Below are 24,684 nucleotides of genomic sequence, written 5' to 3'. Positions count from 1 at the left end.
ATGAGGGCGGACGTCAGGCGGGCTTGCGCGCGATGAAGTAGACGTGGGGCTCGGGCGTGGCGTCCGGGTGGTCGGGCGCGAACTCCGCCTGCTCCTCGCGGGCGATCTCCAGGCCCGCCGCCCGCAGCCGGCCGGCCAGCGCGCCGGCGGTGAAACTGCTCACGCGCAGCGCGTGGCCCATGAAGTCGGTGTCGACCCCGTCGACGTCGGCGGGCACGGTGGCGAAGAGCAGCAGGCCACCCGGCTTCAGCCAGGTCGCCAGGCGGCCGATCATGGTTTCCTGCTCGGCCCGGGGGAGTTGCAGCATCGAGAAGAACGCCGTGATCGCGTCCCAGGTCCCGGCCGCGAAGGAAAGTTCGCGCATGTCGCCGAGCTCGAACCGGGCGGACGGCACCTGCGCCCGCGCGATCTCGACCATCTTCGGTGCGACGTCGTACCCGGTCACGTCGTGGCCCGCCGCGGCAAGGACGTCGGCGGTGGGCCGCCCGGTGCCCGCGCCGAGGTCGAGCACCTTCGCCCGCGCGGGCAGGTTCGCGAGCGGTTCGGTGAGCGCGTCCCGGTGCGCGGTCGCGGTGCGGAAGGCGTGTTCGTAGTCCTTGCCGAGTGCGTCGAAGACCTCGGCGGCGGATTCGGGCAGCGACATGCCTTTGAGCCTGCCAGAAATCCGCGTCTCCCCGCCGGAGCCGGTCAGTCGATGAGGTCGGTGCGGCGGATCCGGTAGACCTGCAGCCGCAGGTTGTAGTACTTGTCCGTCTCGCCGACCCACTGCATGCCGAGCCGCTTGGCGACGGCGATCGCGCGCGTGTTGTTCGGCCGGGCGACGGCGAACAGCTCGTCGGTGTCCTGGGTGAACGCCCATTCGATCAGCGCGGTCGCCGCCTCCGACGCGTAGCCCTGGCCCCAGACGCCGGGGCTGAGCTGCCAGCTCAGCTCGAGGTCCTCCTCGAACGGCGGCAGCAGCCGGATGCCGAGGCCGCCGATCACCGCGCCGTCCTCCTTGCGCTCCACGGCCCACCGGCCGCGCGGCGGCGGCAGGTTCGGCTGCGCCTCCTGCCAGGCATTCAAGACCGCGCGCATCGCGCCGATGTCGCCGACGCGATCCATGGCCGGGGTCAGCCAGTGCGTCACGTCCTCCGCGCCGTAGATCGCGAAGGCGGCTTCGGCGTCGTCCACCGTCCAGTCCCGGATCACGAGCCGGTCGGTGCTCAACGGAGTTTCCATACCAGGACGCTACGCCGGGCGGTCCTCGATTGTTCCCGCGCGAAAGTGCTCAGAAGATGAGCACTTAATCCCCGAGGCTCCGGCCTACAGTCGGCTCCGTGGACGAGATGCGTGATCTTCTGGCCCGTGCCGCCGAGCTGGCCGCCGCCTACCGCGCGAGCCTGCCGGACCGGCCGGTCGCTCTCGCGGCCGATCCGGCCGCCCTCCGGGCCGGCTTCGGAGGGCCGCTGTCCCAGCGGCCGAGCCCGCCGTCCCAAGTGCTCGAAGAACTCGCCCGCGCCGCCGAGCCGGGGCTCGTCGCCACCGCGGGGCCGCGGTTCTTCGGGTTCGTCATCGGCGGGGCGCTGCCCGCCGCGACCGCCGCGGATGTTCTCGCCACCGGCTGGGACCAGAACGGGTTCAACGCCGTGCTGTCCCCGGCCGCCGCGGCCGCGGAGGAAGCCGCGGGCGGCTGGCTGAAGGAGCTGCTCGGCATCCCCGCGACGGCGTCCACCGGGTTCGTCACCGGCGGGCAGGCGGCGAACACCGTCGGGCTGGCCGCGGCCCGGCACCACGTGCTGGCCGAAGCGAGCTGGGACGTCGAACGCAACGGGCTCACCGGCGCCCCGCGCGTCCGCGTCGTCGCGAGCGAGGAGCGGCACGCCACCATCGACCGCGCGCTGCGCCTGCTGGGATTCGGCACCCGGGCCGTCGAGCCGGTGGCCACCGATGCCCAAGGCGCGATCGACACCGAAGACCTCGAACGGGTCCTCGCCGCCGGGCGCGGACCGGTGATCGTCTGCCTGCAGGCGGGGAACGTGAACACCGGCGCCTGTGACGACCTCCGTGCCGCCTGCGAACTGACACACCGCCACGGCGGCTGGGCCCACGTCGACGGCGCTTTCGGGCTTTGGGCCGCGGCCAACCCGGCGACGGCGGCGCTGCTCGACGGCGTCGGGCTGGCCGACTCCTGGGCCTGCGACGGCCACAAGTGGCTGAACGTGCCGTACGACTCGGGGTTCGTCTTCTGCGCGCGCCCCGCCGTCCACGCCGAGGCGATCGCCTACCGGGCGGCCTACCTCGTCGGCGCCGGGGAGGTGTCCGGGATGGGCGACCTGACGCTGGAGTCGTCGCGCCGCGCCCGCGGGTTCGCGGTCTGGGCGGCCTTGCGCGAACTGGGCCGCGACGGCGTCGCCGAGCTCGTCGACCGCTGCTGCCGGCTGGCCCGCCGCTTCGCCGGAGCCCTCGCCGACGGCGGCGCCGAGATCGCCAACGACGTCGTCCTCAACCAGGTCCTGGTCTCCTTCGGCGACGACGCCCGGACCGACGCGGTCACCGCCGCCGTCCAGCGCGACGGCACGTGCTGGCTGGGCGGCACCACCTGGCGCGGCCGCCGGTACCTGCGGATCTCGGTGTCCGGCTGGACCACGACGGAGGCCGACGTCGACCGCTCGGCCGCGGCGATCCTCCGGCTGGCCGGCCGCGCTCCGTCCACTTAGGAGTGTGCGGGAAAGCCGTGGCGCCGCGCGCCGAGCACCACGGCGAGCACCGGCAGCAGGAGTACGAGGAGCGTCCACGGGAAGGACGCCGGCCCGGCGGCGTCGAGCAGCACGCCGCCGGCGACCCCGCCCGCGGCCATCGCCGCGTTCCACAGCGTGACGAGCATGGCCTGCGCGTTGTCCGCCGCCTCGCCACCGGCGTTCCCGGCCGCCGTCTGGAGCAGCGTCGGAACGCCGCCCCAGCCGAGGCCCCAGAGCGTCACGGCGACGTAGACGAGGACCGGGCTGTCCGCGAACACCGCCAGCAGCGCCGCGGCCACCGCGACCAGGATCGTGCTGATCACCATCAGCGGACGCAGCGCGCGGTCGATGACGGCGCCGACGAGCCCGATGCCCGCCATCGACGCGACCCCGAACACCAGCAGGACGACGTCCACCGAACCGCCCAGCCCGGCGTGGCCGAGGAATGCGGCGACGTAGGTGTAGAGCACCGTGTGCGCCGGCACGAACACCAGCGTGACGGCCAGCACCGGGAGCACACCCGGCACGGTGAGCGTGCGCGCCACCGGCGTGCGGCCGCTTGCCTGGCCGGGCTGGTCCGGGACCCGCGCGGTGATCCAGGCGAGCAGCACGACCGCGATCGCCGACATGACGCCGAACGACGAGCGCCAGCCGAGCAGGCCGCCGAGGAACGTGCCGGCCGGGATGCCCAGCGAAAGCGCGAGCGGGATGCCGGCCATCACGATCGCGATGGCCTTGCCCCGCAGGTGCGCGGGCGCGAGCCGGCGCGCGTAGCCGGCCAGCAACGCCCAGACGACGCCCGCGGCCACCCCGGCGACGAACCGGGCCACCATCGTCAGCGCGTAGTCCGCCGACAGCGCCGTGACGGTGTTGGCCACGGCGAATCCGGCGACGCCCGCCAGCAGCAAACGCTTGCGGCGCCAGGTCGCGGTGGCCGCGGAGAGCGGGATGGCGGTGAGCGCCGTGCCGAGGGCGTAGATCGTCACGGCCTGGCCGGCCACGGATTCGCCGACGCCCAGCCCGGCGCTCATCCCGGGCAGCACGCCCGCGGGCAGCGCCTCGGTGAGCACGGTGACGAAGGCGGCGGTGGTCAGGGCGAAGAGTGCGGTCAGGGGGAGGGTGGTTGGTCCGGTGCGGAGGCTCGTCATGCCGCTATGCTCGAACCCTCACATCGATGTGAAGGTCCAGCCCGGCGGACGTGAGGTGGCGCACATGCGGATCGGCGAGCTCGCGGAGCGCACCGGCACATCCCGCCGGCTGCTCCGGTACTACGAGGAACAAGGGCTGATCGTCGCCGGCCGCGGGCCGAACGGCTACCGCGACTACGACGAGGCGACGGTCGACCGGGTGATCCAGGTCCGCGGGCTGCTCGACGCCGGCCTGCCCACCCGGATCATCAAACAGATCCTGCCCTGCCTCGACAAGCCCCGGGCGATCTACTTCCCGGACGCGACCCCGGAGATGATCGCGACGCTGGAGGAGGAACGCGACCGGATGACACGGCGCGCGGACTGCCTGCTGCGCAACCGGGACGCGATCGCGGAGTACCTCGACGCGGTCCGCGCGTACGACCCGGCCGGGAGCGGCGGCGCAGGTTAGCGCTTCAGCCCAGCCGGCCCAGCCGGGCGGCGGCGAACGCGGCGGCCCATGGTGTCGTACAGCGCACCCATTAACCGCTTACCAGCGCCGCGACGGGTCGATCACGTGGACCGCCGCTTCCTCCGCCGAAGCCGCGCCGCCGTCGATGCCCGCGTCCGACGCGTACAGCTCTTCGTCGCTGTCCTCGCCGTAGCCCTCGTCCGTCGCGACCAGGCGGCCCGCGCGGACGTCGCCGACCTCGTCGTCGATCAGCTCGCCGTCCGTGTCGTCGCTGTCGCCGAGGCCGTCACCTTCCTCGGTGGCCACGTCCGGGACCTCGCGCGCGAGCCGGCCCGCCCAGCTTTCGCCCTCCGCTGTCTCGCGCGCGGTGGTGCCCCAGCCTTCGGTCGCCTGCGCCCGTTCCGGCGGTGAATACCCCTCCGCGAGCTCGTCGCGGTCGTCCAAAGTGTCCTCGGGGTCGAGGATGCCGTTGTCGGCGTTGTCTTCGATGTCGTCGTCCATGCCGCCATCTTCGCGCAAACCTCTTGGCCGTGCGGGACACGGGTGATATCACCGCACCGTGAGTGTCCAGGTGAAAGGTGATCCCCCATGCCGATGAGACGCAGGGCGCTGGCCGCGGGGCTGGCCGGGGTGTTCGGCGCCGCCCTGTCCGGGCGCACCGCGCAGGCCGCGCAGGCGCCACGGCTCGACCAGCTGAACCTGGTCAACCTGTCGCACGTCAACGACCCCGCCACGACCAACGTCTTCCCCGGGGACCCGGCCTTCGAGCTGGAAACCATCGCCACCATCCCCGAAGAGGGCTACTACCTCCAGTTCGTCCGCGAAGGCGAGCATACCGGGACGCACTGGGGCGCGCCCGGGCACTTCAACACGGGTGAGCCGCTCGCCGACGACATGGATCCGGCGGATCTGTTCCGGCCCGCCGTCAAGATCGACATCAGGGCGAAGGCCGCGGCGAACCCCGACTACGGCGTGACGGTCGACGACCTCAAGGCGTGGGAGAAGCGCCACGGCCGGATCCCCGACGACGCCGTCGTCGTGCTGTGGACCGGCTGGGACGCCAAGTGGGGCACCCCCGCCTTCCCGAACACCGACGCGGACGGCGTGCCGCACCAACCCGGCTTCTCGATCCCGGCCGTCCAGTGGCTGATCGACACCGGACGGCTGGGCCGCCGCGGCGGCACCGGCACCGACACGTTCAGCCCCGACGTCGGCACGGACGAGACGTACGCGGTGTCCAAGCTGGTCTACCGGCGGCACCGGATCAGCCTGGAGATCCTGGCGAACCTCAAGGCACTGCCCACCACCGGCGCGTGGGTGCTCGTCGGCGGGCCGATCAACCGCGACGGCGCCGGCTCGACGGCGACGATCTTCGGCGTGCTGCCGCCGGGGGTGAAGGCCTAACCGGCGGAAAGCGTCGACAGCCGCAGCGCGGACAGCGGAGCCGGGTGGCCGAACAGGTAGCCCTGGGCGGTGGTGCAGCCCGCCCGGATGATCAGTTCGGCCTGCTCGGCCGTCTCGATGCCTTCGGCGACCACGGCCATGTCGAGGTCGGCGCACAGCCCGACCAGCGACCGGCACAGCGCGGTGTCCCGCTCCGGCTGGACGCCGGTGGTCAGCGCCCGGTCCAGCTTGATCAGGTCGACCGGCAGCGCGTGCAGGACGGTCAGCGAGCTGTACCCGGCGCCGAAGTCGTCGAGCGCCACCCGGACGCCGAGCTCCTGCAGCCGCCGGATCGCTTCGGCGCCCGCGCACAGGTCCGGCACCGGCACGGTCTCGGTGATCTCGACGACAAGCCGGTCCGCGGGCAGCCGGTACCGGGCGAGGCTCGCGCCGACGCTCTGCTCCAGTGCGGCGGCGCCGAGCCCGCTCGCGCACACGTTGACGTGCACGGTGAGGTCCAGCCCGGCCGCGGCGATCTCCCGGCAGGCCAGGTCCAGCACCAGCGCGTCGAGTTCGGCGCCGAGGCCGGCGCCCTCGGCCGCGCGGACGAACGTCTCGGGTGACACCGAAGCACCGTCCCGCGTGGTCCACCTGGCCAGTGCCTCCACGGCCACCGGGGTCTCGTCGGGCAGCCGGACGATCGGCTGGAACACCAGGGCGAAGCCGTCCGGGAGGCCGCCGTCCGCCCGGCGCAGCGCCGACGGGAAGTCGGGCGGGCCGTCCTGCGAAGGGCGATAGACGACGGTGGTGTCCTTGCCGAGGCGCTTGCCCGCGTACATCGACGTGTCCGCGCGGCCCAGCAGCACGTCCGAGGTGATCAGCGGCTCGGCCGGGTCCGGCACCACCAGGCCCATGCTCGCGCGGACCGGGACCAGCGTGCCGTCCACCGCGAACGGCCGCCGCAGCACGCCCTGGATCCGGTCGGCGACGGCCTGCGGGGCGTCCAGCTCGCCCTCCAGCAGGATGGCGAACTCGTCGCCGCCGAGGCGCGCGACGGTGTCGCCCGAGCGCACGCAGCTCAGCAGGCGCTGGGCGACCGCGTGCAGCAGGGCGTCGCCGCCCGCGTGCCCGAACCGGTCGTTGACCTCCTTGAAGTCGTCCAGGTCGACGAAGATCAGCACGAGCGGCCGCTGCCCGTCGACGGGTTCCCCGCCCTGCTTGATCCCACTCTGCTTGGTCCCACTCTGCTCGATGGCCCGGTCCAGCCGGTCGGCGAACAACAGGCGGTTGGCCAGCCCGGTCAGCGGGTCGTGGTAGGCCTGGTGGGTCAGCTGCTGCTGGCCCTCGTACACGCGGCGCAGCAGCAATCTGTTGTCCAGCAAGGAAAGCAGCTGCCGGGCGAGCACCAGGAGCACCACCAGCACACCGACGTAGACCTCGACCGCGTCCGGCCCGGCGCCCGCCACGACCTGCACGGTGATCAGCAGCGCGACGGCGGTGACCGGCACGTACGGCAGCGCCAGCTGCCACCAGTCGACCCCGACCGGCGGGCCCGCCTCGTCGCGCCGCCGCGTGTCCGGGGTGACCAGCAGGGCGTACGCGATGAACAGCGGGCCGAGCACGAACCCCGCGTCCGACCACGGCTTCATGCTTTCCGCGCCGATGCTGACCAGGTAGGCGAACACGCTGTCGGAGCAGGCGAGCGCGACGATCCCGACGGCGAGCAGCAGCAGGTTGGCGCGGTACGGGCGGTCGACCCGGTCGAACACCACCAGCAGCACCGCGACGACCACGACGACCAGGTCCGACAGCGGGTACGCGATGGCGACGGCCCAGGCGAGCGCGTCCGGCGCGGTGGCGCGGACCAGCTGCCCGAGCGCCGCGGTCCAGGTGAGGATGAACAGCGAGCCGGTGACGACCAGGCCGTCGAGCACCACGGCGACGCCGAAGTGCGCGGTCCACTGCGTGGGCTGCCAGCGTTCGCGGTCCGGCCGGATCCGCGCCCGGGCCAGGATGAACAGCGCGACGAGCGCGAACACCGGGAAGCTCAGGTACCCGACGTCGGCGAGCGACGGCGACGGCAGCCCGCGGCCGTCGATGAGCTGGTACCAGGACCAGACGCACTGGCCGAGTGACCAGCCGGTCATGCCGAGCGCGATCACCGCGCGCCACCAGCGCTGGTGCCCGCGGACCCGGCGCGCGACCAGGAAGCCGCAGACGACCGCGGAGACCCCGGCGCTCAGCTGCATGGCGTCGTCGATCCACAGCGCGAAGGTGTCGCCCCACAGTGCGAGACCGTTCACCGCGACCAGGGCCACCGTGACGACGACGAGCAGGATCGCCACGGGGTACCGCCGCACTGTCATGGCACCTCACGTGGGTCACACACGCCGGTCGGACCGGGAAACACTACACCGGGCGTGATCGGACACCGGCTCACCGCACCGGTGGCCGGCACCCCCGCATCAGGTGATGTCGCGGCGGTGCAGCAGCCACCCGCCGAGCACGCCGAAGAAGACCAGATAGCCGGCCAGCACGACGGTGGCCTGCCCGGATCCGACGACCTGCTCGACACCCGGCGAGCAGCCAGACCAGGCCGAGCCCGATCGGCAGCGCGACCGAGCGCAGGCCGATCGCCGGCAGCACGCCCAGCGCGCCCCACATCGGCGACGTGGTCGGCGAAGATCCGCAGGTTGACCCGCCGGACAGGTACGGGTGGAAGGCGGGCCCTTCGATCAGGGCGCCGACCTTGGCGAGGCTGCCGGGGCCGGGCTCGGCGCCGAACAGCCGGACGCGGCCGGACGTCGGCCGGATCAGGCCGAGCAGCATCCGCAGCGTCGTCGTCTTGCCAGCGTCCTCTCGGTGTTCAAGCCGTAGCTCTCACCGGCGCGCACCGACAGGTTCAGGTCCTCGACCGCGGCGGTCGTGCCGTAGCGCTTGGTCAGCGCGGTCGTTTCCACGGGCTGGGTCATGGGGCTCCTTCCGGACGCGGCCCCACGGCTTGAACACCGAGAGGACGCTGGCGAACAGCAACAGGCCGGGGGCGACGATCACGGGGTAGAGCAGGCCGCGGGGATCGCCTGTCCCGTCGGCGGCTTCGGTGATCCCCGGCCGCAGCACGAACAGGATCAGCAGCGCCATCAGGACGTTGACGGCGAGCTTCACGGCCACCCACCGGTAGCGGACCAAGCCGTACCTGGTGCCAAGCCCGAGCACGACGCCGGTGGCGAGCGTGAGCAGGGCGGCGACGAGCATCGGCCACACGGCGAAGAGTTCGAGAGCCCGCAGGCTGGTACTGATGGTGGCGGGATCGCTCGAGATCAGCGCGGTGCAGACGAGAACGCCGAGCACGGCGTCGATCCCGATCCACGCCCCTGCCGAGACGATGTGCGCCACCAGATACGTCTTGCGGGCCCGGGTGCGCAGCCTGGTCATATGCGCTCCTTTCGACGCCTCCCATCGTCGGGATCCGCGGCGCCGGCGTCGTCCGCCGACGTACGGCACTTCCGGCTACGCCGGAGCGCGTACGCGGGTACGTCCGGTGTGGTGATCACATTGCGGAGCCCCCTGCCGATCATCGAAGGCACCGTGATCCGACTGCAGGTCGAGCGCCTGCCCCCCGGCGCGATCCCGAAACCTGTGTGGCTTGGGCACTCCCGCATCGGCCTGGACCACGCCGAGGCCGATCTGGCCTGGCAGGCGTTTCTGCGCCGGTTCGACATCGAGCACACCTTCCGCATGCTCAAGCAAACCCTCGGCGTCCCGAACCCTCTCGGCCCGGCCCCGACACCTCCGTCGGAACACCCGACCACCGACCCGCGGCACGCCACAACGTCCACACCGCCACCAGCACGAACAGTCGAAAACCCAAGCGCAGCAAGAATACCGAGTCGAACAACTCACGGGGGTCTGTCAAACGAGCGGCTCTGACGCACATTCGGTGGTGGTCTTACCCGAGGAGGATGCGGTGGCGCAGGAGGGCGATGCCGGCTCTTCCGTACATCTGCCGCTTAATCAGCTTCTTTTGGTGTTCACGCCTTCGGTGCGTCCGTTGTGGTAATCAAGGGTGATCGCAATCGACAGCGCCGAAAGCCCCGAGAACACCGTACCGACCAGCTCCGCAACCTCAGCCACAAACGATCATGGCAACCCCGCAAACCCGTCCCGGCTGGCGGCCCACACCACCACCACCGAAAGTGCACCAGAGCCGAACGTTTTACAGTCCCGTCCCGTGTGGTCGGGGGAGTGCCGGAGCTGGGCGTGGGTGTGGGCCCGGAGCCGGTTGGCTGCGGGCCTTTCCCGTTGTGTGGTTGGTCAGGCTGCGAAGGGCAGTGGTTGGTGGAGGTTGTTGCGCCGGGGTTTTCGTTGTTTGTCCAGGAATGCTGGTGGGAGAAATTCGGGGAGTCCGTCGGTGGCGATGCGGGCTTCCCATCCGGAGCGGTGCAGCAGCCGGTGATGGTGAGAACACATCAACGCCAGGTTGCCCAGGTTCGTCGGACCGCCGTCGGCCCAGTGCCGGAGGTGATGCCCCTGGCAATGCCGGGGCGGACGATGACAGCCGGGGAACGCGCAGCCACGATCCCGTAGATACAGGGCGCGGCGGAGCCCGGGCGAGATCAGCCGGCGGAAGCGGCCCAGGTCCAGGGGGTCACTCTTCGCCCCGAGAACTGCGGGGATGACTTTGCAGTCGCAGGCGTGGATGCGTGCTTCGGCCGCCGACATGGTGCCGGCATCGCCGAGGATGGCTTTCCCGACACCGGTCTTGAGGTCTTCGAGTGACACCGCGACCATCACGTGGGCCCGCTCGCCGGCCTGAATCGGCAAGTCCGGTGAGTTGAGGGCGAGGTCGATGGTGTCGGAGAAGGCGTCGCCGTAGCGTTCTTGTGGGGAGCGGAGGTCGGGGCCTTCGTCGCTGCTGCGGCGCTGGGCGAGGGCGTCCAGCACGGCGTGGGCGCGGGTGCCGGTCTCGTCGTCGAATGTGCCGTGCAGTTCCCAGATGCCGGAGCGTTTGCGGCGGAGGGAGAGTTCGCGGGTGGGGGTGGCGGGTTCGGTGTCGTCGGGTTCGGGACCGTCAGGATCGAGGTGGGCGAGGATTCGGGTGCCGAGGGCGGCGACCTGCTTGTGCCCGGCGTCCTCGGCGAAGGCCAGTAGATCCTGTTCGACGCGGTCGCGGTGTTCGGGCGGGGCCTGTTTCACCACGTCGACGATCGCGTCGATCGTCGGGTTGCTCAACGCACCAGTCGAGGCGGTGGCACCGGTGGCTGGGGCGAGGGCGGGGATCGGAGAACCGTCCAGGTTTTGGCCGGCGTTGAGTGCCCGCGCTCGTTTCACGACGTGCTCGGCGGCGGCTTTGGGGACATCGGCCAGATGTTCCAGCAACCGGGCCACGGACCGGTATCCGAACAGGTCCATGACTCCGCGGGTTTCGATCTCGACGAGGAGGGTGCCGAGTTCGGCTTCGGTGGCTCGCATGCGCGTGAGCAGCTCACCGACGCGGTCGGCGAGGGCGACCGCATCGGCTTGCCACACAGCAACACTGGACATAACCCTGAGAATACCGGCAACCGAACACGTGTTCATCACACGATCGGGTTAACTGTTCAGGCTGTTTCGGTGTTCGTTGGCAGCCAAGGGTTTCCGGTGACGGCGTTGCGTAGCGCGGTGATGACGTGAAGACCATTCTTGCGGGCGGTGGAGATGTAACCGCGCACGCGTGGGCGCGTTCGGCTTGGTTGTTGATGAAGGGGAGGTCCGCCACCTGCCGGCGGAACTCGTCGCGCCGGCGCAGCCCGGTGCCGCATCCCGAACACGACGACCGATCGAGTTGTCGTGAGATCGAATGTCCTTGCATCGCAACACTTAGCCACGAACGTGAAGGCGGCAGGGGAACCGTTGCGTGGGGAATCGGCGCTGCCGACCACAGCGCGAAAACAACCACGAGGAGCGCCGATTTCCCACGCCACGGCGAAGCCGTATCTTGAAAACCCAGCCCCACGCGCCAACGCCTCCGGTTCCGACGAACGGACCGGGAGCCGGAGACGCAGTCGCGCTACATTGCTGTAGTTCTTGCCCAGCGGCCGCCCGGGGATCGGCTTCGCGATCAGGGCCACCGGCACGAAGAAGCACGTCTGGGCGAGGATGAGGACGAGTGTCGTAGTGGGCCGCGGCGCGGACGAACAGTTAGTCGGCCGTAAGGATTCGGAGTCAGGACCGCCTCCGCGAGTTCCAGCGCGACGCGCTCGGCGTCGAAGAAGTAGACGCGTCCTGCCAGGACGCCACCGCGGCGATCTGCTCCTCGGTCGCCCCGGATTTGCGGAGCAGTTCGGTCCGCCGGATCGTGTGGTAGGTGTTGCCGACGACTGCCCTGCCGGAGCCGCAGCAGGCCGCTCGGCGGCGGCGTGCCGCCAGCTGGCGACGTCGGCGCGGCGGCGGGTCCGGGCGTCGCCGCCGCCTCCTCCCGGCCGGAGTGCCGACGTCGTCCGGGCGTTCAAGCTGGCTCCGCCCGGTCACGGGCGGCGAACAGGTGGCGCGCTACACGGTCGCGATCACGGAGCGGATACCGGCGCTGACGCTGGTGGAGACCACGGTCAACGGGCGGCCGGGCCTGCTCGCCCATCGGGACGGGGCCGTGGTGACGGTCATCGCGTTCGACGTCGCGGGGGAGCTGATCAGGAACATCTGGGCGGTGCGGAATCCCGGAAAGCTCCGTTCGTGGGTCACCGCGGTCCCTTCAGCAACCGCTCCTTGACCTCCCCCTTCAGCACCTTGCCCACCTTGGACCGAGGCAGCTCCGGCCAGACCAGAATCTCCTTGGGCGCCTTGACGCTCCCGAGCAGCCCTTTCGCGAACCCGAGCAGCTCGGCGGATTCGATCCCACGTCCGGAATGGAACTGCACCACGGCGGTGACCTGCTCACCCCACTTGTCGTGCGGCAACCCTACGACGGCGCAGTCCCGGACCGCGGGATGGCTCATCAACGCCTGTTCGACCTCGGCGGAATAGACGTTGAACCCGCCACTGATGATCATGTCCTTGAGCCGGTCCACAATGTACAGATAATTTTCCTGATCCAGGTAGCCGACGTCCCCGGTGTGGTGCCACCCGTCGCGGGACACCGACGCCGTCGCCGCCGGATCCTTGTAGTACCCGGCCATCACGAGCGGACCGCGAACCACGATCTCCCCGCGGGCGCCGCGTTCCAGCAACCGGCCTGCCGGGTCCACAATGGCCACCTGGGTCAGCGGGGTGGGTTTCCCGGCCGAAGCGAACCGCGAGACGGCGAGGGTGCCGTCCGGGTGGAAATGGTCCGCCGGTGCCAGCGTGGCGATCATCATCGGTGCCTCCGACTGCCCGAACAGCTGACCCAGCACCGGGCCGATCCGCTCGATCGCCTCCTTCAGCCGCGCGGTGGACATCGGCGCCGCGCCGTACCAGAGGCATTGCAACGACGAAAGGTCCGCGGCGTCCAGGGTGGTGTTGTCCAGCAGGAGGTAGATCAACGTCGGCGGCAGGAACGCGTGCGTGATCCGCTGCCGCTCCACCAGCTGGACGAACTCCGTCAGATCCGGCGTCGGCATCACGACGATCTCACCGCCGAGCGTCATGACCGGGAAGCACAACACCCCCGCCGCGTGCGTCAGCGGCGCCAGCGCCAGGTACCGCGGCCGCCCCTCGAAGGGGTAGCTCAGCAACGTCAGCGCCGTCATCGTCTCGATGTTGTGCCCGGTCAGCACCACTCCCTTCGGACGGCCGGTGGTCCCGCCGGTGCCGACGATCATCACGACGTCGTCCACCGGCGGTGCTTCCCAAGGCGAAGTGTCCTCCTCCAGCCACTGATGGAACGGCGTCGCGCCGGGCGGGGCGCCGTCGAGGCAGACCACCGTCTTCAGCTGCGGCAGGTCCGGCCGGATCCGCTCGACCAGCGGCGCGAACGACGACTGGAAGATCAGGCACGTGCAGTCGAACAGGTCGAGCAGGTCCCGGTTCTCGCCGGCGGCGTTGCGCGGGTTGACCGGGCACCAGACCGCGCCCGCCCGCGAAATGCCGAAGACGCAGGAAAACGCGGTCGGGTCGTTGCCGGACAGGATCGCGACCTTCTCGCCCGGGCGCACGCCGGACCGGTCCAGCGCCCGGGCGATCCGCCAGGACAGCTCCTGGACGAACGTGTAGCTCAGCGAGACGCCGGCCATCGTCAGGCACGGCGCCGAGGGGCCGAGCGAGGCCCCCTTGTCGAGGTAGTCGACGAGGCGCATGTCAGCCGTGGACGGTCAGGACCGGCGACGACACCAGGCCGAAGTTCCGCAGCACGCCCAGCAGTTCCCGGTGCCCGAACGCCTGGCACGCCGACGCGAACCCGGCGCGTCGCGGCGGTTGCAGCAGCAGCGAATACGCCGCGTACGCCTGCAGCAGGCCCGTCTGCTTGTAGTTGCAGGTGCCGTGGATGACGCAGTGGGCGCGCCCGGCCGGGCCGGAGGCGTGCACCGAGTCCATGGACGTGTTGACGCGCTGGTTCTCCCGCGGCGGCATCTCGTCGCGCACCGCCGCGGCCTGCTCGTGCAGCACCTTGAGCTTCTCGGCGTCCGGCAGGCCGGCGACCTGTTCGAGCACCGCCTTCACGATCAGCGGCACGCCCTGCATCAAGGAACGGTCGAAGACGCCGCCGAGCGCCTTGACGTTCGCCACGCGCGGGTCGCGCTTGAACCAGACCGGGTGCGACGTGCCGCCCCAGGGCAGGGCGAGCCCGATTTCGTGCTGCCCCGGCACGGCGACGTCGTGCAGGCCGCCGTCGGCCGGCCACTCCAGATACCTGTCCTGCTCCAGGTAGAACGCCTTCGACAGCGCGGCGTTCACCAGGATGGTCTGCGTGGAAGCGACGGTGGGATACCCCTTCCAGAACACCAGGATGTCCAAAGTGTCCAGTCCGGGGGTCTCGAGGCAGAGGTTCGCGGCGATCTCGCCGGTGGTGTACATCTGCGCGATGCCGGGCGAGAGCAGCAGGCCCCGCTCGGCCATCCGCGCGCCGTAGGTTTCGTCGCAGGTGATCAGCCAGTCCTGCTCGCCGGTCGTGTCGAGGTAGTGCGTGCCGCTGCGGAGGCACGCTTCGACGACTTCGTGGCCGTACTCGCTGAACGGCCCGACGGTGTTGCAGACGACGCTCGCGCCGTCGAACAGCTCGGCCAGCGACTCGACCTCGTGGCCGACTTCGACGACTTCGTGGTCGACCGTCTCCAGGCCGGGAATCTGGTCGAGGGCGGCCTGGACGCGGGCCTTGTCGCGGCCGGCGGCGGTGAACGGGACGTGGTATTCGCGGAGGTATTCGCAGATCAGGCGGCCGGTGTAGCCGGACGCGCCGTAGACGACGACGGGCTTGGTCATGGTGAACGCCTTTCGGTGGGGGAGGGTCACATGCCCATGCCGCCGTCGACCGGCAGGCCGGCGCCGGTGACGAAGCGGGCGGCGTCGGAAGCCAGGAAGACGACGGCGTCGGCCATGTCGGTGACCTCGCCGAGGCGGCCGGCCGGGGTCTGCCCGACCACCGCGCCGATGGCGTCCTCGACGCTGGGGAAGAGGCCGAGCCGGACGACGTCGGTGGCGAGCTGGTTGCCCATCTCGGTGGGGACCAGGCCGGGGTAGACGCAGTTCACGCGCACGCCGTAGCCGAGCTTCCCGGCCTCCATCGCGGCCACGCGGGTCAGCCGGTCGACCGCCGACTTGGTCGCGGAGTAGCCGGCGATGCCGGGGAAGGCGATGGTCGCGGCGACCGACGCGATGTTGACGACGGCGCCGCCGCGGCCCGCCGGCCCGCCCGGGCGCATGGCCCGGAACGCGTGCTTGATGCCGAGCGCGGTGCCCAGGACGTTGACGTCGAGCATCCGGCGGACGTCCGCCGGCTCCAGGTCGGCGACCAGGCCGGAGATCTCGACGCCGGCGTTGTTGACCACGATGTCCAGGCCGCCGAGCTCGGCGATCGTGGCGGTGACGGCCTGTTCCCAGCCGGCGTCGTCGGTGACGTCGAGCTGGACGAACGCGGCGGTCGCGCCGGTCTGCTTGAGCGCGTCGGCGGTCTCGCGGCCCAGGTCCTCCCGGATGTCGGCGATCACCACCGCGGCGCCGGCCTTGGCCAGCGCTTCGGCCATGCCGGCGCCGAGGCCGCGTGCTCCGCCGGTGACCAGCGCGGCGCGCCCGGACAGGTCGTATCCACCCATGGACATCTCCTCCTTGAGACGGCTGGGGCCACAGCATCAGCCAACTCTGGACAGTCGTCAAGAGTTTCCTGGACACTCGTCAAGGAAAAATTGGTCAAGTGCCCGATAGACTGGACCCGGCAACCGACGAAGTGACGGATGGTGCAGGTGACAGAGGCGAAGGAGCGGACCCGGGACCGGATCTCGCGCCGCCAGATCGACAAGTTCGAACAGCGGCGGGCGCAGCTGGCCGAATCCGCGCTGCGGACGCTGGCCGAGCTCGGCTACGCGCGCACCAGCCTGCGGGAGATCGCGCAGAACTCGGAGTTCTCGCACGGCGTGCTGCACTACTACTTCGCCGACAAGGTCGACCTGCTGACCCACTGCGTGCGGCAGTTCGAGGAGGTCTGCGTCACCCGGTACGACGAGATCGTCGCCCGGGCGCGGACGGCGGAGGAGCTGGAACGGGACTTCGCCGCGGCGATGGCCGCGACGCTGCGCGCGGACGCGAAGATGCACCGGCTCTGGTACGACCTGCGCAACCAGAGCCTGTTCGAGGAGTCGTTCCGCGCCGACGTCCTGGAGATCGACCGGCGCCGTGAAGAGATGATCTGGCATGTCGTGGCGCGCTACGCGGAACTCGCGGCGGCGCCGGTGGACGTGCCGCGGCCGGTCGCGTACGCGCTGTTCGACGGCCTGTTCCAGCAGGCCCTGCTCCGGCACCTGGCGGGCGCCGAGGAGGCCGCGGCCGAGCTCGAACGGAACGTCCCGGCCGTGCTGGCGCGCGTCGTGGCGGCCGGCTAGCCGCCACGATCACCCGGTGGCGGTGTGCGCGGCTCGGCCGGTGCGGAGTTTCCAGCGGTGAAAACGAACAGATGACCTTCATTTCGACTCCTTCGACGCAGAGCGCGTGCGGACGGCGCGGCCGCCAGGGGAACACGCCGTGGTCCGGTGGGTTTTCGCCGCGGAATCGCTGCGGCACACCGAGAATGCGGCCGCCGGGAACGGCGCGGCAAGGGGTTTCCCGTTTCCCGTGGCGGCGGGAAAGGAAACCACGGGATAACGATCCGTTTGCCGCACGGTGATCGACTGGACATCGGCGCTCACGCTGACGAATATTGATCCCCGTGCGTGGGAGGGCGAGGGGAGGAACTATGGGCCTCAGTGCGGCGGACGTGGTCGGGGAGCTGAAGGTCCTGCGCAAAGGGAGGGCAATTTTCACGACACCGCTCGCGGATCGGGTCGGGCCCGCATTGCGCAGCACATGCGGCATTCTGGAAGATGACGACACCGTGTCGATGCGGCGTAAGCTCACCGACCGATTGCGGCCACTGGTCGAGTCGTTGCCGGACGATCTGAAGATCGCCCTGCTCGCCGCGTTCGCACTGGACGAGCGGGCGCGCAAACCGTTCTACCAGGAACGGGTGCACTGGGCGGCGATCACGCTGGACCGCGACGACCGGACCGTGCGCCGTCGGATCGACGAGGGAATCCAGCAGGTCGCCGCACTGGCCGTCGCGCCGGCCGGACCGGAGCAGGGGCCGCGCTATCCGAGCCGCAGCTGGCACACCGAAGAACTGCGCGTCACGTTGGCACTCGACCAGCCGGTGGCGGAGGCGTTCGAATTCCGCCGGGTGATCGCCGACATCGACGAAATCGACCGGCTGGACCTGGCATTGTCACTGCCCGTCGGCGCCGAATCAGGCGAATCGGTGCGCGAATCGGATCTCGACGTGGACGTGTTCCACGGTGGTGTGCTCACTCGCCGGGTCATGGAGTCGAGTGACCGGATCGGGTTGTCGTTGCGGCTGCCGGAGCCGTTGCGGCGCGGCGACCGGCACGAGATCGGGTTGCGATTCCGGGCGAACATACGAGAACAGCGTTACGTCTGCGTGCCGCGGCACCCGTGCGATCTCTTCGATCTGCACGTCCGGTTCGGTGAGAAGGTGCCGGACCGGATCGTGCGGCTCGAAAAAGCCTTGCGGGACGACCGGCGCGACCGGCCGCCGCACGGCGCCGTGCTGCGGACCGACGACGCCGGTGAGGTGCACGTCCGGTTCCGGCACCTCGCGCCCGGCTTCGCGTACGGGATCCGCTGGCGCTGAACTGTCCGGGATCCGCCCGGAATCCGGCGGTTAACGGACAATATCTGGACAACTCCCGCGGGGCTGCAACATTGCTGGTCAGCGCCTCGATTACTCCGGATGTCGGACCGAAACCGTCCAGGTGCCATTGTGCTCCACAGTGGACGGACGCTCCGGTGGCGGACACGAGGAGGGGCCGTGGAAACCATGATCTCGGAGGCGGCGACACCGGTCGACGGTTATGTCGTGCTCGAGGAGTCGCCGCGCCCGGACGGCGTCCTGACGAAGGAGCGGCTCGACCCGGTGGTGGCGGCGGCGCGCACCGGCGACCCGGACGCCGTCCACGCCCTGCTGCGGCTCGTCAAGCCGGCGGTCGTTCGCTACTGCCGCGCCCGGATGGGCGGCCGCGACCTCTCCTACCTTTCGGCCGACGACGTCGCGCAGGAGGTGTGCCTGGCCGTGCTGAAGGTGCTGCCGAACTACCAGGACCGCGGTGGCTCGTTCCTGTACCTCGTGCGCGCCATCGCGGCGAACAAGGTCGCCGACGCCTTCCGCTCGGTGGCGCGGGACCGGTCGAAGCCGGTGCCGGAGCTGCCGGACCGGCCGCTGGGCGGCAACGAGCCGGAGAACCGCGTGCTGGAGCTGGACCTCGGCGCCCGGCTGGGCCGGCTGCTGGCGTCGCTGCCGCGGCTCCACCAGGAGATCCTGACGCTGCGGATCGTGGTCGGCCTGTCGGCGATCGAGACGGCGGAGGCGCTGGGCATCTCTCCCGGGAACGTCCGCATCACGCAGTACCGTGCGCTCGGGAAGCTGCGCGGCATGATCGGCGACCGTGAGCTCTGAGCTCAGCCCGTCACGACTTTGCGCAGCTGACTCAGTGCCCGGTGCTGGGCGACGCGGACCGCGCCCGGCGTCGACCCGACCGCCGCCGCGGTCTCCTCCGCGGTGAGGCCGACGGCCACGCGCAGCACCACGATCTCCCGCTGCTTCTCCGGCAGCACCTGGAGCAGCTTCGCCATGCGTTCGCCCAGCTCGCGCCGCAGCGCGTGGTGCTCGGGGTCCATCGAGGGGTCGACCTCGTCCGGCAGCTCGGCCACCGGCTCGTCCCACTGCCGCGCGGCGGCCTTGCGGGCGGCCGCGACCTTGTACCGCGCGATGCCGCAGACGAAGTTCGGGAACGACCGCTCCGGCGGCCGCCCGGGCAGCGCCTTGAGCAGCGCGAGGCAGACGTCCTGCGCGACGTCGTCGGCCCAGTCCGCGCCGAGCCGGGCACGGCAGTACCGCACGACGAGCGGCCGCGCCGCGGCCAGCAACCGGTCCGGGGCCCCCATGTCCTGAACAGTGCTGGTCGTCATGTCGTCCTCTCCGTGCTCCGCCGGCCACGGCTGTCCCGCACCGGCACGGGGGACTACCCAATTTCCGCGCGCGTCGACCCGCGTGTCACGGATTCCCGGCTATTTCCGGAGAACCGGTGGCCGGGGTGACGATCCCTAGGTCATCTCGCGAGATGACCTTCAGCTCCGGCGCTCACGCCTGCGCGGTCGGCCGGACGACGATCTCGTTCACGTCGACGTCGGCCGGCTGCTCGATGGCGAACGCGATGGCCCGGGCGATCGCCTCCGGCGGGATGGCGACGGCGTCGCGGGTTTCGGTGAGCCCGGCCCGCACGGCCGGGTCCGGGATGCCGTCGATGAACCCGGTGTAGACGATGCCGGGGGAGACCACCGAGACGCGCAGGTCCTTGCCCGCCTCCTGGCGCAGGCCTTCGGAGATCGTGCGGACCGCCGTCTTCGTGGCCGCGTACACGGCCATCGCCGGCACCGTGCGGTACGCCGCGGTCGACGCCGTGTGCACGAACTGGCCGAAGCCCTGCTCGCGGAACACCGGCAGGGCGGCCGCGATGCCGTGCAGCACGCCCTTGATGTTGACGTCGATCATCGTGTCCCAGTCGTCGACCCGCAGGGCGTCGAGCGGCGAGATCGGCCCGACGCCGGCGTTGCCGACGAAGACGTCCAGTCTGCCGTGCCGCTCGCGGGCCAGCCGGACGAGGTTCGCGACATCGCCGGCCTTGCGGACGTCCGTCGGCAGGCTCGTGGCGCCGATCTTCGCGGCCAGCGCGTCCAGGCGATCCTTGCTCCGCGCGCCCAGCACGACCTTCGCGCCGCGCTCGGCCAGCAGCGTCGCGGTCGCCGCGCCGATCCCGCTGCCGGCGCCGGTGATCACGACGACCTTGTTCTCGATCATGGAAACTCCTCGGATAAGTGGACATGTGTCCGTTTTGCTTCTCCGACGGTAGCGGACAGCTGTCCGGTTGGCTAGGGTGGGCTGATGACGCCGATGCGAGCGGATGCCGAACAGAACCGGGAGCGAATCCTCGAGGTCGCGCGCACGGCACTCAAGGCGTCGAGTGCGGCTTCACTGCAGTCGATCGCGAAAGCGGCCGGGGTGGGGCAGGGCACGCTGTACCGGCACTTCCCGAGCCGGGAAGCGCTGCTGCTCGCGGTGTACCGCCACGACGTCGGCGAACTGATCGACGCGGCGCCGTCACTGCTCGCCGAGCACCCGCCGGCCGAGGCGCTGCGGCGGTGGTTCGAGCGGCTGGCGGCGTACGGCCGGATCAAGCACGGCGTCGGCGAGGCTGTCGAAGCCGCGACGCGTGCCGATCTTTCCGGCGAGTTCTACGAGCCGGTGTGCGCGGCGATCACGACGTTGCTGGACGCGGGGAAGCGGGCGGGGTCGGTGCGGCCGGACGTCGACGCCGAGGACGTGCTGCAACTGGTGGGTTTTCTGTGGCGGGCCGACTTCGGGGTGGACCGGGAGGCGCGCACGCGGCACCTGCTGACCCTGGTGATGGACGGCCTCAAGCCGCGGTCCTGAAGCGCCGCCTGGCTCAGGGCTGCTCCTGAGAGCGGAACGCGTCCAGCACGCGACGCTCCCTTTTGGTCGGCCGGCCCGCGCCACGGTCGCGGCGGGCGACCGGGATGGCCGTTTCCGGGGGTGGTTTCGGGGTCCGGTCGATGAAGCACGTCGCCGCGTCCGCCGCGCCGACGCGTTTCTGGATCACCCGTACCACGTCGAGGATTCGGGTCGTCCCGGCGATGCGCAGGCGCACTTCGTCACCCGGCACCACGGTCGTCGCCGGCTTGGCGGGCTTGTCGTTGACGCGCACGTGCCCACCCCGGCACGCCGCCGCGGCGTCCGGGCGGGTCTTCGTCAGCCGGACCGCCCAGAGCCAGCGGTCCACTCGGGTCGACTCCACAGTCGTTCATCATGGCCCATTCAGCGGCACAGCCGCACCACGCCGTCAGGTTACTCGTGGGTATATGTCGACTTGTCTGTACCTCCGTACTATAACTTGTTCTAAATACCTCAACGGTGAGGAATAACACATGAGTGACGAACCCGTGTGGCGAACAACTTCTGGCGCTGTTTCCCGTCGCCTCTTCATCACTGGAACTGGTTCTATCTTGGCCGGTGCCGCCTTGGCCGGCCGAGCCACGGCTGCACCGTCGCAGCCGGCCGCGGTCGCCGACGGAGCCCGCGTGTCGGCGCTGGTGATCGGGTCGGGCTACGGCGGCTCGGTCGCCGCGCTCCGGCTCGCCCAGGCCGGCGTCGACGTGCAGATGATCGAGATGGGCATGGCCTGGGACACTCCGGGTGCGGACGGCAAGATCTTCTGTACCACGCCCAATCCGGACCAACGGTCGTTCTGGTTGCGCACCAGGACGAAACAGCCGCTGTCCAACTTCCTCGGGTTCCCGATCGACAAGGACATCCCGCGCTACACGGGCGTCCTCGACGCCGAGGAGTTCAGCGGGATCACCGTGTACCAGGGCCGCGGCGTCGGCGGCGGCTCGCTCGTCAACGGCGGTATGGCCGTCACGCCGAAGCGGGAGAACTTCGGCGCGATCCTTCCCACGGTCGACGCCGACGAGATGTACAACGTCTACTACCCGCGCGCCAACGCCGGGCTCGGGGTCGCCAGTATCCGTCCGGCCTGGTTCGAGTCCACCGACTGGTACCAGTTCGCCCGCGTCGGCCGGAAACAGGCCCAGCGGTCCGGTTTCCCGTTCGTGTTCGTGCCGGACGTGTACGACTGGGACTACATGGAACGGGAGGCGGCGGGCACCGCTACGAAGTCGGCGCTGGCCGGGGAGATCCTGTTCGGCAACAACTACGGCAAGAAGTCGCTGCAGCAGACTTACCTGCCGAAAATCGCCGCGACCGGCCGGGTCACCATCTCGCCGCTGCACCGCGTGACGCAGGTGCTGCCGGCGTCCGGCGGCGGCTACACGGTGACGATCGAGCAGCTCACCACCGCGGGCGCGGTGTCCGCGATCAAGACTGTCACGGCGGGCAAGGTGTTCTTCGCCGCGGGCAGCGTCGGCACGAGCAAGCTGCTGGTGAAGCTGAAGGCGACCGGCGCGCTGCCGAACCTGAACGGCGAAGTCGGGAAGGGCTGGGGCGACAACGGGAACGTGATGGTCGGGCGGGCCAACCAGATCTGGGACCCGACCGGGGCATCCCAGTCGACCATCCCGTGCGGTGGCATCGACAACTGGGCCGCGGGCGGCGCGTTCGCCGAAGTCGCGCCGCTGCCGACCGGGATCGAAACGTGGGCGTCGTTCTACCTCTCGATCACGAAGAACCCGAACCGCGCGCAGTTCGCCTGGAACCCCACGACGCGCGCGGTGGAGCTGAACTGGCAGATGGCGTGGAAACAGCCGGGCATCGACATGGCGAAGACCATCTTCGACAAGATCAACTCGACGGAGGGCACGATCTACCGGACCGACCTCTTCGGGACGTACAAGACCTGGGGCGACCATCTCACCTACCACCCGCTCGGCGGCGCGGTGCTCGGCAAGGCGACCGACAACTACGGCAGGCTCGCCGGATACCCGGGCCTGTACGCGATCGACGGTTCGCTGATCCCGGGCAACACCAGCGTCAACCCGTTCGTCACCATCACCGCGCTGGCGGAACGGAACATCGAGAAGATCATCGCCACGGACTTCTGAGGTCTGCCACGGCTCGTCGTGAGTGAGAAACAGGGTTTCTCACTCACGACCGGTGGGACGGCAGGACGCAGACGGTGTCGAGGCCGAGGACGTGGTTGAGCCGTCCGAACGCCAGCCACGCGCCGAGGCTCATGCTCAGCTCGACGATCTCCTGCTGCGTGTAGTGCGCGGACATCCGCTTCCAGAACTCGTCGTCGAGGTTGTGGTGGTCGAGGGTGTACCGCTCGGCGTACTCGGCCGCGAGCCGCGTCCGGTCGTCGAAGCGGTCGGTGGTGCGCCACTCGAGCACGGCGTCCGCGAACTCCGTCTCGACCTTCTGCCCGTCGCGCTCGGTGCGCCAGTCGAGGCAGAAGACGCAGCCGTTGATCTGCGCGATCCGCAGCCGCGCGGCCTCGAACTCCCGCAGCCCCAACGTCGTGTGCGCGTACACCGCCAGCGAGAACTTCGAGGCGGCGATCCCGATGCCGGGCACCATCTCGCCCCAGACGTACCCGATCGGGTCCTTGCCCTCGGGAATGTCGATGTTCACGGACGCCTCCTTCCGAGCTTGCCCGCTGCCGGGCGCAGCGGGACGTCGAGCGCGTCGTACAGGCCGGGGTCCGCTCCGGCCAGCCAGTCGATCGCGCCGACGAGCCGTCCGACGGCGGTGGCGTTGCCGCCCGCCGACCGGTTTTCGCCCTCGTCGCTCGCCTCGACCGTGACCTCGATGCGGGGCCGTCCTTCGATGATCACGCGGTGCGCGCCGTCGCCGCTCGACGGCGTCGGCCAGTCCGGCGCGCAGGACGGGTGGATGCGCGTGACGTGCTCGACGATGATCCGCGGTTCGCCGTCGACGACGCCCTGCACCTCGAACCGCACCGCGCCCTGCGTGCCCGCCTCGAACTCGCCCATGGTCCGGGTGGTCACGGTTTCTTCCAAGGGCCGCCGGGAAAGGGTTTCGCGGATCTCGTCGAGCTCGACGTCCAGCGCCCGCGCGATCAGCCGGACCTGGCCGCCCCACACCATGGTCGGCACGCCGGTCGTCAGCATCGGCGGGTCGTAGTCCATCGGCTGGCCCATCCCGACCAGGTACCGGACGGAGTCGGGCTGTTCGTAGGTCGAGTAGTCGAAGATCTCCTGGCAGCGGATGACGTCGATGGTGGTGCCGAGCCCGCTGACCAGCACCGGCAGCACGTCGTTGCCCCAGCCGGGGTCGACGCCGGAGACGAACAGCGAGCCGCCGCCGTCCTTGATCGCCGCCAGCACCGGGTCCCGCAGTTCGGGCGGCGCGTTCCGCTGGTCGTAGAGCGGGTAGAGCGCCGGGGTGACGACGACCGCGCCCGCCCCGACCGCCCGCACGACGTCGGCGAGCGCGCCGTCGAACCGGACGTCGCCCGAGGCGGCGTAGACCACGGCCCGCGGGCTCGCCGCCAGCACGGCGTCGACGTCGTCGGTGGCCGTGACCCCCAGCGAAACGTCGAGCCCGGCCAGTTCGCCCGCGTCCTTGCCGACCTTCGCCGGATCGTGGACGAGCACCGCGGTCAGCTTCAGCGCCGGGTGGGCGTCGACGGCCCGGATCGCGGCCCGGCCGACATTGCCCGTGCCCCACACCACCGTGTTGATCAGGACCGTGGCGATCATTTCGCCGAGTTTTCGCCGGTCCGCGCGGGCGCGGGAAGGAATTCGTTCCGGCCAGCGGACCGCCCGTTCGTTG

At 70.5% G+C, this 24,684-nt stretch carries 26 protein-coding genes and 1 pseudogene; 9 read left to right on the top strand and 18 right to left on the bottom strand.

The annotated features are described in order from the left end of the window. Positions 1–13 precede the first annotated feature (13 nt). On the bottom strand, positions 14–643 hold the full coding sequence (locus tag AB0M82_RS29750) for a class I SAM-dependent methyltransferase (protein ID WP_364728615.1): 630 nt from the start codon (positions 641–643) through the stop codon (positions 14–16). 44 nt (positions 644–687) lie between these two features. Beyond that, positions 688–1,221, bottom strand: a complete 534-nt coding sequence (locus AB0M82_RS29745) for a GNAT family N-acetyltransferase (RefSeq protein ID WP_364728613.1) — start codon at positions 1,219–1,221, stop codon at positions 688–690. Positions 1,222–1,328: 107 nt separating this feature from the next. Here AB0M82_RS29745 and AB0M82_RS29740 point away from each other — a divergent pair, with 107 nt between their 5' ends. Next, a complete protein-coding gene (locus AB0M82_RS29740) occupies positions 1,329–2,699 on the top strand; it encodes an aminotransferase class V-fold PLP-dependent enzyme (RefSeq protein WP_364728689.1) in 1,371 nt (456 codons plus the stop codon). Here AB0M82_RS29740 and AB0M82_RS29735 read toward each other — a convergent pair. Further along, positions 2,696–3,868 (bottom strand): MFS transporter, encoded by a 1,173-nt coding sequence (locus tag AB0M82_RS29735; protein ID WP_364728611.1) that lies wholly within the window; start codon positions 3,866–3,868, stop codon positions 2,696–2,698. The genes AB0M82_RS29740 and AB0M82_RS29735 overlap by 4 nt on opposite strands. A 64-nt stretch (positions 3,869–3,932) precedes the next feature. Between AB0M82_RS29735 and AB0M82_RS29730 the strand changes: the two genes are divergently transcribed. Continuing rightward, positions 3,933–4,319 carry a MerR family transcriptional regulator gene (locus AB0M82_RS29730; protein WP_364728609.1) on the top strand — a complete coding sequence of 129 codons (387 nt, stop codon included), beginning with the start codon at positions 3,933–3,935 and terminating at the stop codon, positions 4,317–4,319. Positions 4,320–4,397: 78 nt separating this feature from the next. On the opposite strand, the gene AB0M82_RS29725 is transcribed toward AB0M82_RS29730, so the two are convergent. Further along, positions 4,398–4,820, bottom strand: a complete 423-nt coding sequence (locus AB0M82_RS29725) for a DUF5709 domain-containing protein (protein WP_364728606.1) — start codon at positions 4,818–4,820, stop codon at positions 4,398–4,400. An 87-nt stretch (positions 4,821–4,907) separates the two neighbouring features. Here AB0M82_RS29725 and AB0M82_RS29720 point away from each other — a divergent pair, with 87 nt between their 5' ends. Beyond that, positions 4,908–5,723: a cyclase family protein gene (locus AB0M82_RS29720; protein WP_364728604.1), complete on the top strand. Its 816-nt coding sequence runs from the start codon at positions 4,908–4,910 to the stop codon at positions 5,721–5,723. On the opposite strand, the gene AB0M82_RS29715 is transcribed toward AB0M82_RS29720, so the two are convergent. The 5 genes and pseudogenes from AB0M82_RS29715 to AB0M82_RS29695 form a co-directional block, all read right to left on the bottom strand. Next, positions 5,720–8,068: an EAL domain-containing protein gene (locus AB0M82_RS29715; RefSeq protein ID WP_364728601.1), complete on the bottom strand. Its 2,349-nt coding sequence runs from the start codon at positions 8,066–8,068 to the stop codon at positions 5,720–5,722. The genes AB0M82_RS29720 and AB0M82_RS29715 overlap by 4 nt on opposite strands. A 70-nt stretch (positions 8,069–8,138) precedes the next feature. After that, on the bottom strand, positions 8,139–8,531 hold the full coding sequence (locus tag AB0M82_RS29710) for a hypothetical protein (RefSeq protein ID WP_364728599.1): 393 nt from the start codon (positions 8,529–8,531) through the stop codon (positions 8,139–8,141). A gap of 51 nt (positions 8,532–8,582) precedes the next feature. After that, entirely contained in the window at positions 8,583–9,137 is a 555-nt protein-coding gene (locus AB0M82_RS29705; protein ID WP_364728596.1) for a hypothetical protein, read from the bottom strand. A 514-nt stretch (positions 9,138–9,651) separates the two neighbouring features. After that, positions 9,652–9,788 (bottom strand): annotated as a pseudogene (locus AB0M82_RS29700) (transposase); the annotation flags it as partial. 228 nt (positions 9,789–10,016) lie between these two features. Continuing rightward, on the bottom strand, positions 10,017–11,246 hold the full coding sequence (locus AB0M82_RS29695; protein ID WP_364728686.1) for a DUF222 domain-containing protein: 1,230 nt from the start codon (positions 11,244–11,246) through the stop codon (positions 10,017–10,019). A gap of 802 nt (positions 11,247–12,048) precedes the next feature. On the opposite strand from AB0M82_RS29695, the gene AB0M82_RS29690 reads away from it, so the two are divergent. After that, positions 12,049–12,450, top strand: coding sequence for a hypothetical protein (locus AB0M82_RS29690; protein WP_364728593.1), 402 nt, complete (start codon positions 12,049–12,051; stop codon positions 12,448–12,450). Here AB0M82_RS29690 and AB0M82_RS29685 read toward each other — a convergent pair. From AB0M82_RS29685 to AB0M82_RS29675, 3 genes are read right to left on the bottom strand one after another with little or no spacing between them, the layout of a single operon-like run. Next, positions 12,419–13,954, bottom strand: coding sequence for an AMP-binding protein (locus AB0M82_RS29685; protein ID WP_364728591.1), 1,536 nt, complete (start codon positions 13,952–13,954; stop codon positions 12,419–12,421). The two genes, AB0M82_RS29690 and AB0M82_RS29685, sit on opposite strands and share 32 nt — an antisense overlap. A gap of 1 nt (position 13,955) precedes the next feature. After that, positions 13,956–15,077: a DUF5938 domain-containing protein gene (locus AB0M82_RS29680; protein WP_364728589.1), complete on the bottom strand. Its 1,122-nt coding sequence runs from the start codon at positions 15,075–15,077 to the stop codon at positions 13,956–13,958. 26 nt (positions 15,078–15,103) lie between these two features. After that, the gene (locus AB0M82_RS29675; protein ID WP_364728586.1) at positions 15,104–15,907 is read right to left on the bottom strand and encodes an SDR family NAD(P)-dependent oxidoreductase; all 804 of its coding nucleotides are present in this window, start codon (positions 15,905–15,907) and stop codon (positions 15,104–15,106) included. 138 nt (positions 15,908–16,045) lie between these two features. Between AB0M82_RS29675 and AB0M82_RS29670 the strand changes: the two genes are divergently transcribed. Beyond that, complete coding sequence (locus tag AB0M82_RS29670) at positions 16,046–16,690, top strand: TetR/AcrR family transcriptional regulator (RefSeq protein WP_364728583.1); 645 nt, start codon at positions 16,046–16,048, stop codon at positions 16,688–16,690. Between the two features lie 78 nt (positions 16,691–16,768). Here AB0M82_RS29670 and AB0M82_RS29665 read toward each other — a convergent pair whose 3' ends face one another. Continuing rightward, complete coding sequence (locus tag AB0M82_RS29665) at positions 16,769–16,993, bottom strand: hypothetical protein (RefSeq protein ID WP_364728581.1); 225 nt, start codon at positions 16,991–16,993, stop codon at positions 16,769–16,771. A 20-nt stretch (positions 16,994–17,013) separates the two neighbouring features. Here AB0M82_RS29665 and AB0M82_RS29660 point away from each other — a divergent pair, with 20 nt between their 5' ends. Together AB0M82_RS29660 and shbA are read left to right on the top strand one after the other, a co-directional pair. Continuing rightward, the gene (locus AB0M82_RS29660; RefSeq protein WP_364728579.1) at positions 17,014–17,991 is read left to right on the top strand and encodes a hypothetical protein; all 978 of its coding nucleotides are present in this window, start codon (positions 17,014–17,016) and stop codon (positions 17,989–17,991) included. A gap of 186 nt (positions 17,992–18,177) precedes the next feature. Continuing rightward, entirely contained in the window at positions 18,178–18,813 is a 636-nt protein-coding gene (gene shbA / locus AB0M82_RS29655) for an RNA polymerase sigma factor ShbA (protein ID WP_364728683.1), read from the top strand. 2 nt (positions 18,814–18,815) lie between these two features. On the opposite strand, the gene AB0M82_RS29650 is transcribed toward shbA, so the two are convergent. Next, positions 18,816–19,325, bottom strand: a complete 510-nt coding sequence (locus AB0M82_RS29650) for a sigma-70 family RNA polymerase sigma factor (protein ID WP_364728576.1) — start codon at positions 19,323–19,325, stop codon at positions 18,816–18,818. Positions 19,326–19,497: 172 nt separating this feature from the next. Then, the gene (locus tag AB0M82_RS29645) at positions 19,498–20,214 is read right to left on the bottom strand and encodes an SDR family oxidoreductase (protein ID WP_364728573.1); all 717 of its coding nucleotides are present in this window, start codon (positions 20,212–20,214) and stop codon (positions 19,498–19,500) included. Positions 20,215–20,298: 84 nt separating this feature from the next. On the opposite strand from AB0M82_RS29645, the gene AB0M82_RS29640 reads away from it, so the two are divergent. Beyond that, positions 20,299–20,847 carry a TetR/AcrR family transcriptional regulator gene (locus AB0M82_RS29640; RefSeq protein WP_364728571.1) on the top strand — a complete coding sequence of 183 codons (549 nt, stop codon included), beginning with the start codon at positions 20,299–20,301 and terminating at the stop codon, positions 20,845–20,847. 13 nt (positions 20,848–20,860) lie between these two features. On the opposite strand, the gene AB0M82_RS29635 is transcribed toward AB0M82_RS29640, so the two are convergent. Then, positions 20,861–21,229, bottom strand: a complete 369-nt coding sequence (locus tag AB0M82_RS29635) for an RNA-binding S4 domain-containing protein (protein ID WP_364728568.1) — start codon at positions 21,227–21,229, stop codon at positions 20,861–20,863. Between the two features lie 208 nt (positions 21,230–21,437). Here AB0M82_RS29635 and AB0M82_RS29630 point away from each other — a divergent pair, with 208 nt between their 5' ends. Then, complete coding sequence (locus AB0M82_RS29630) at positions 21,438–22,991, top strand: GMC oxidoreductase (protein ID WP_364728565.1); 1,554 nt, start codon at positions 21,438–21,440, stop codon at positions 22,989–22,991. A 43-nt stretch (positions 22,992–23,034) separates the two neighbouring features. On the opposite strand, the gene AB0M82_RS29625 is transcribed toward AB0M82_RS29630, so the two are convergent. Both AB0M82_RS29625 and AB0M82_RS29620 read right to left on the bottom strand, forming a co-directional pair. After that, positions 23,035–23,520 carry a carboxymuconolactone decarboxylase family protein gene (locus tag AB0M82_RS29625; protein ID WP_364728562.1) on the bottom strand — a complete coding sequence of 162 codons (486 nt, stop codon included), beginning with the start codon at positions 23,518–23,520 and terminating at the stop codon, positions 23,035–23,037. Next, positions 23,517–24,596, bottom strand: a complete 1,080-nt coding sequence (locus tag AB0M82_RS29620) for a dihydrodipicolinate reductase (protein WP_364728680.1) — start codon at positions 24,594–24,596, stop codon at positions 23,517–23,519. Before AB0M82_RS29620 ends, AB0M82_RS29625 begins: the two co-directional genes overlap by 4 nt. Positions 24,597–24,684: the final 88 nt, after the last annotated feature.

This window comes from Amycolatopsis sp. NPDC051128 (genome assembly GCF_040682715.1).
GTDB lineage: Bacteria > Actinomycetota > Actinomycetes > Mycobacteriales > Pseudonocardiaceae > Amycolatopsis.
Note: the sequence above shows the minus strand (reverse complement) of the source record. Positions and strands in the feature narration are given on the sequence as shown.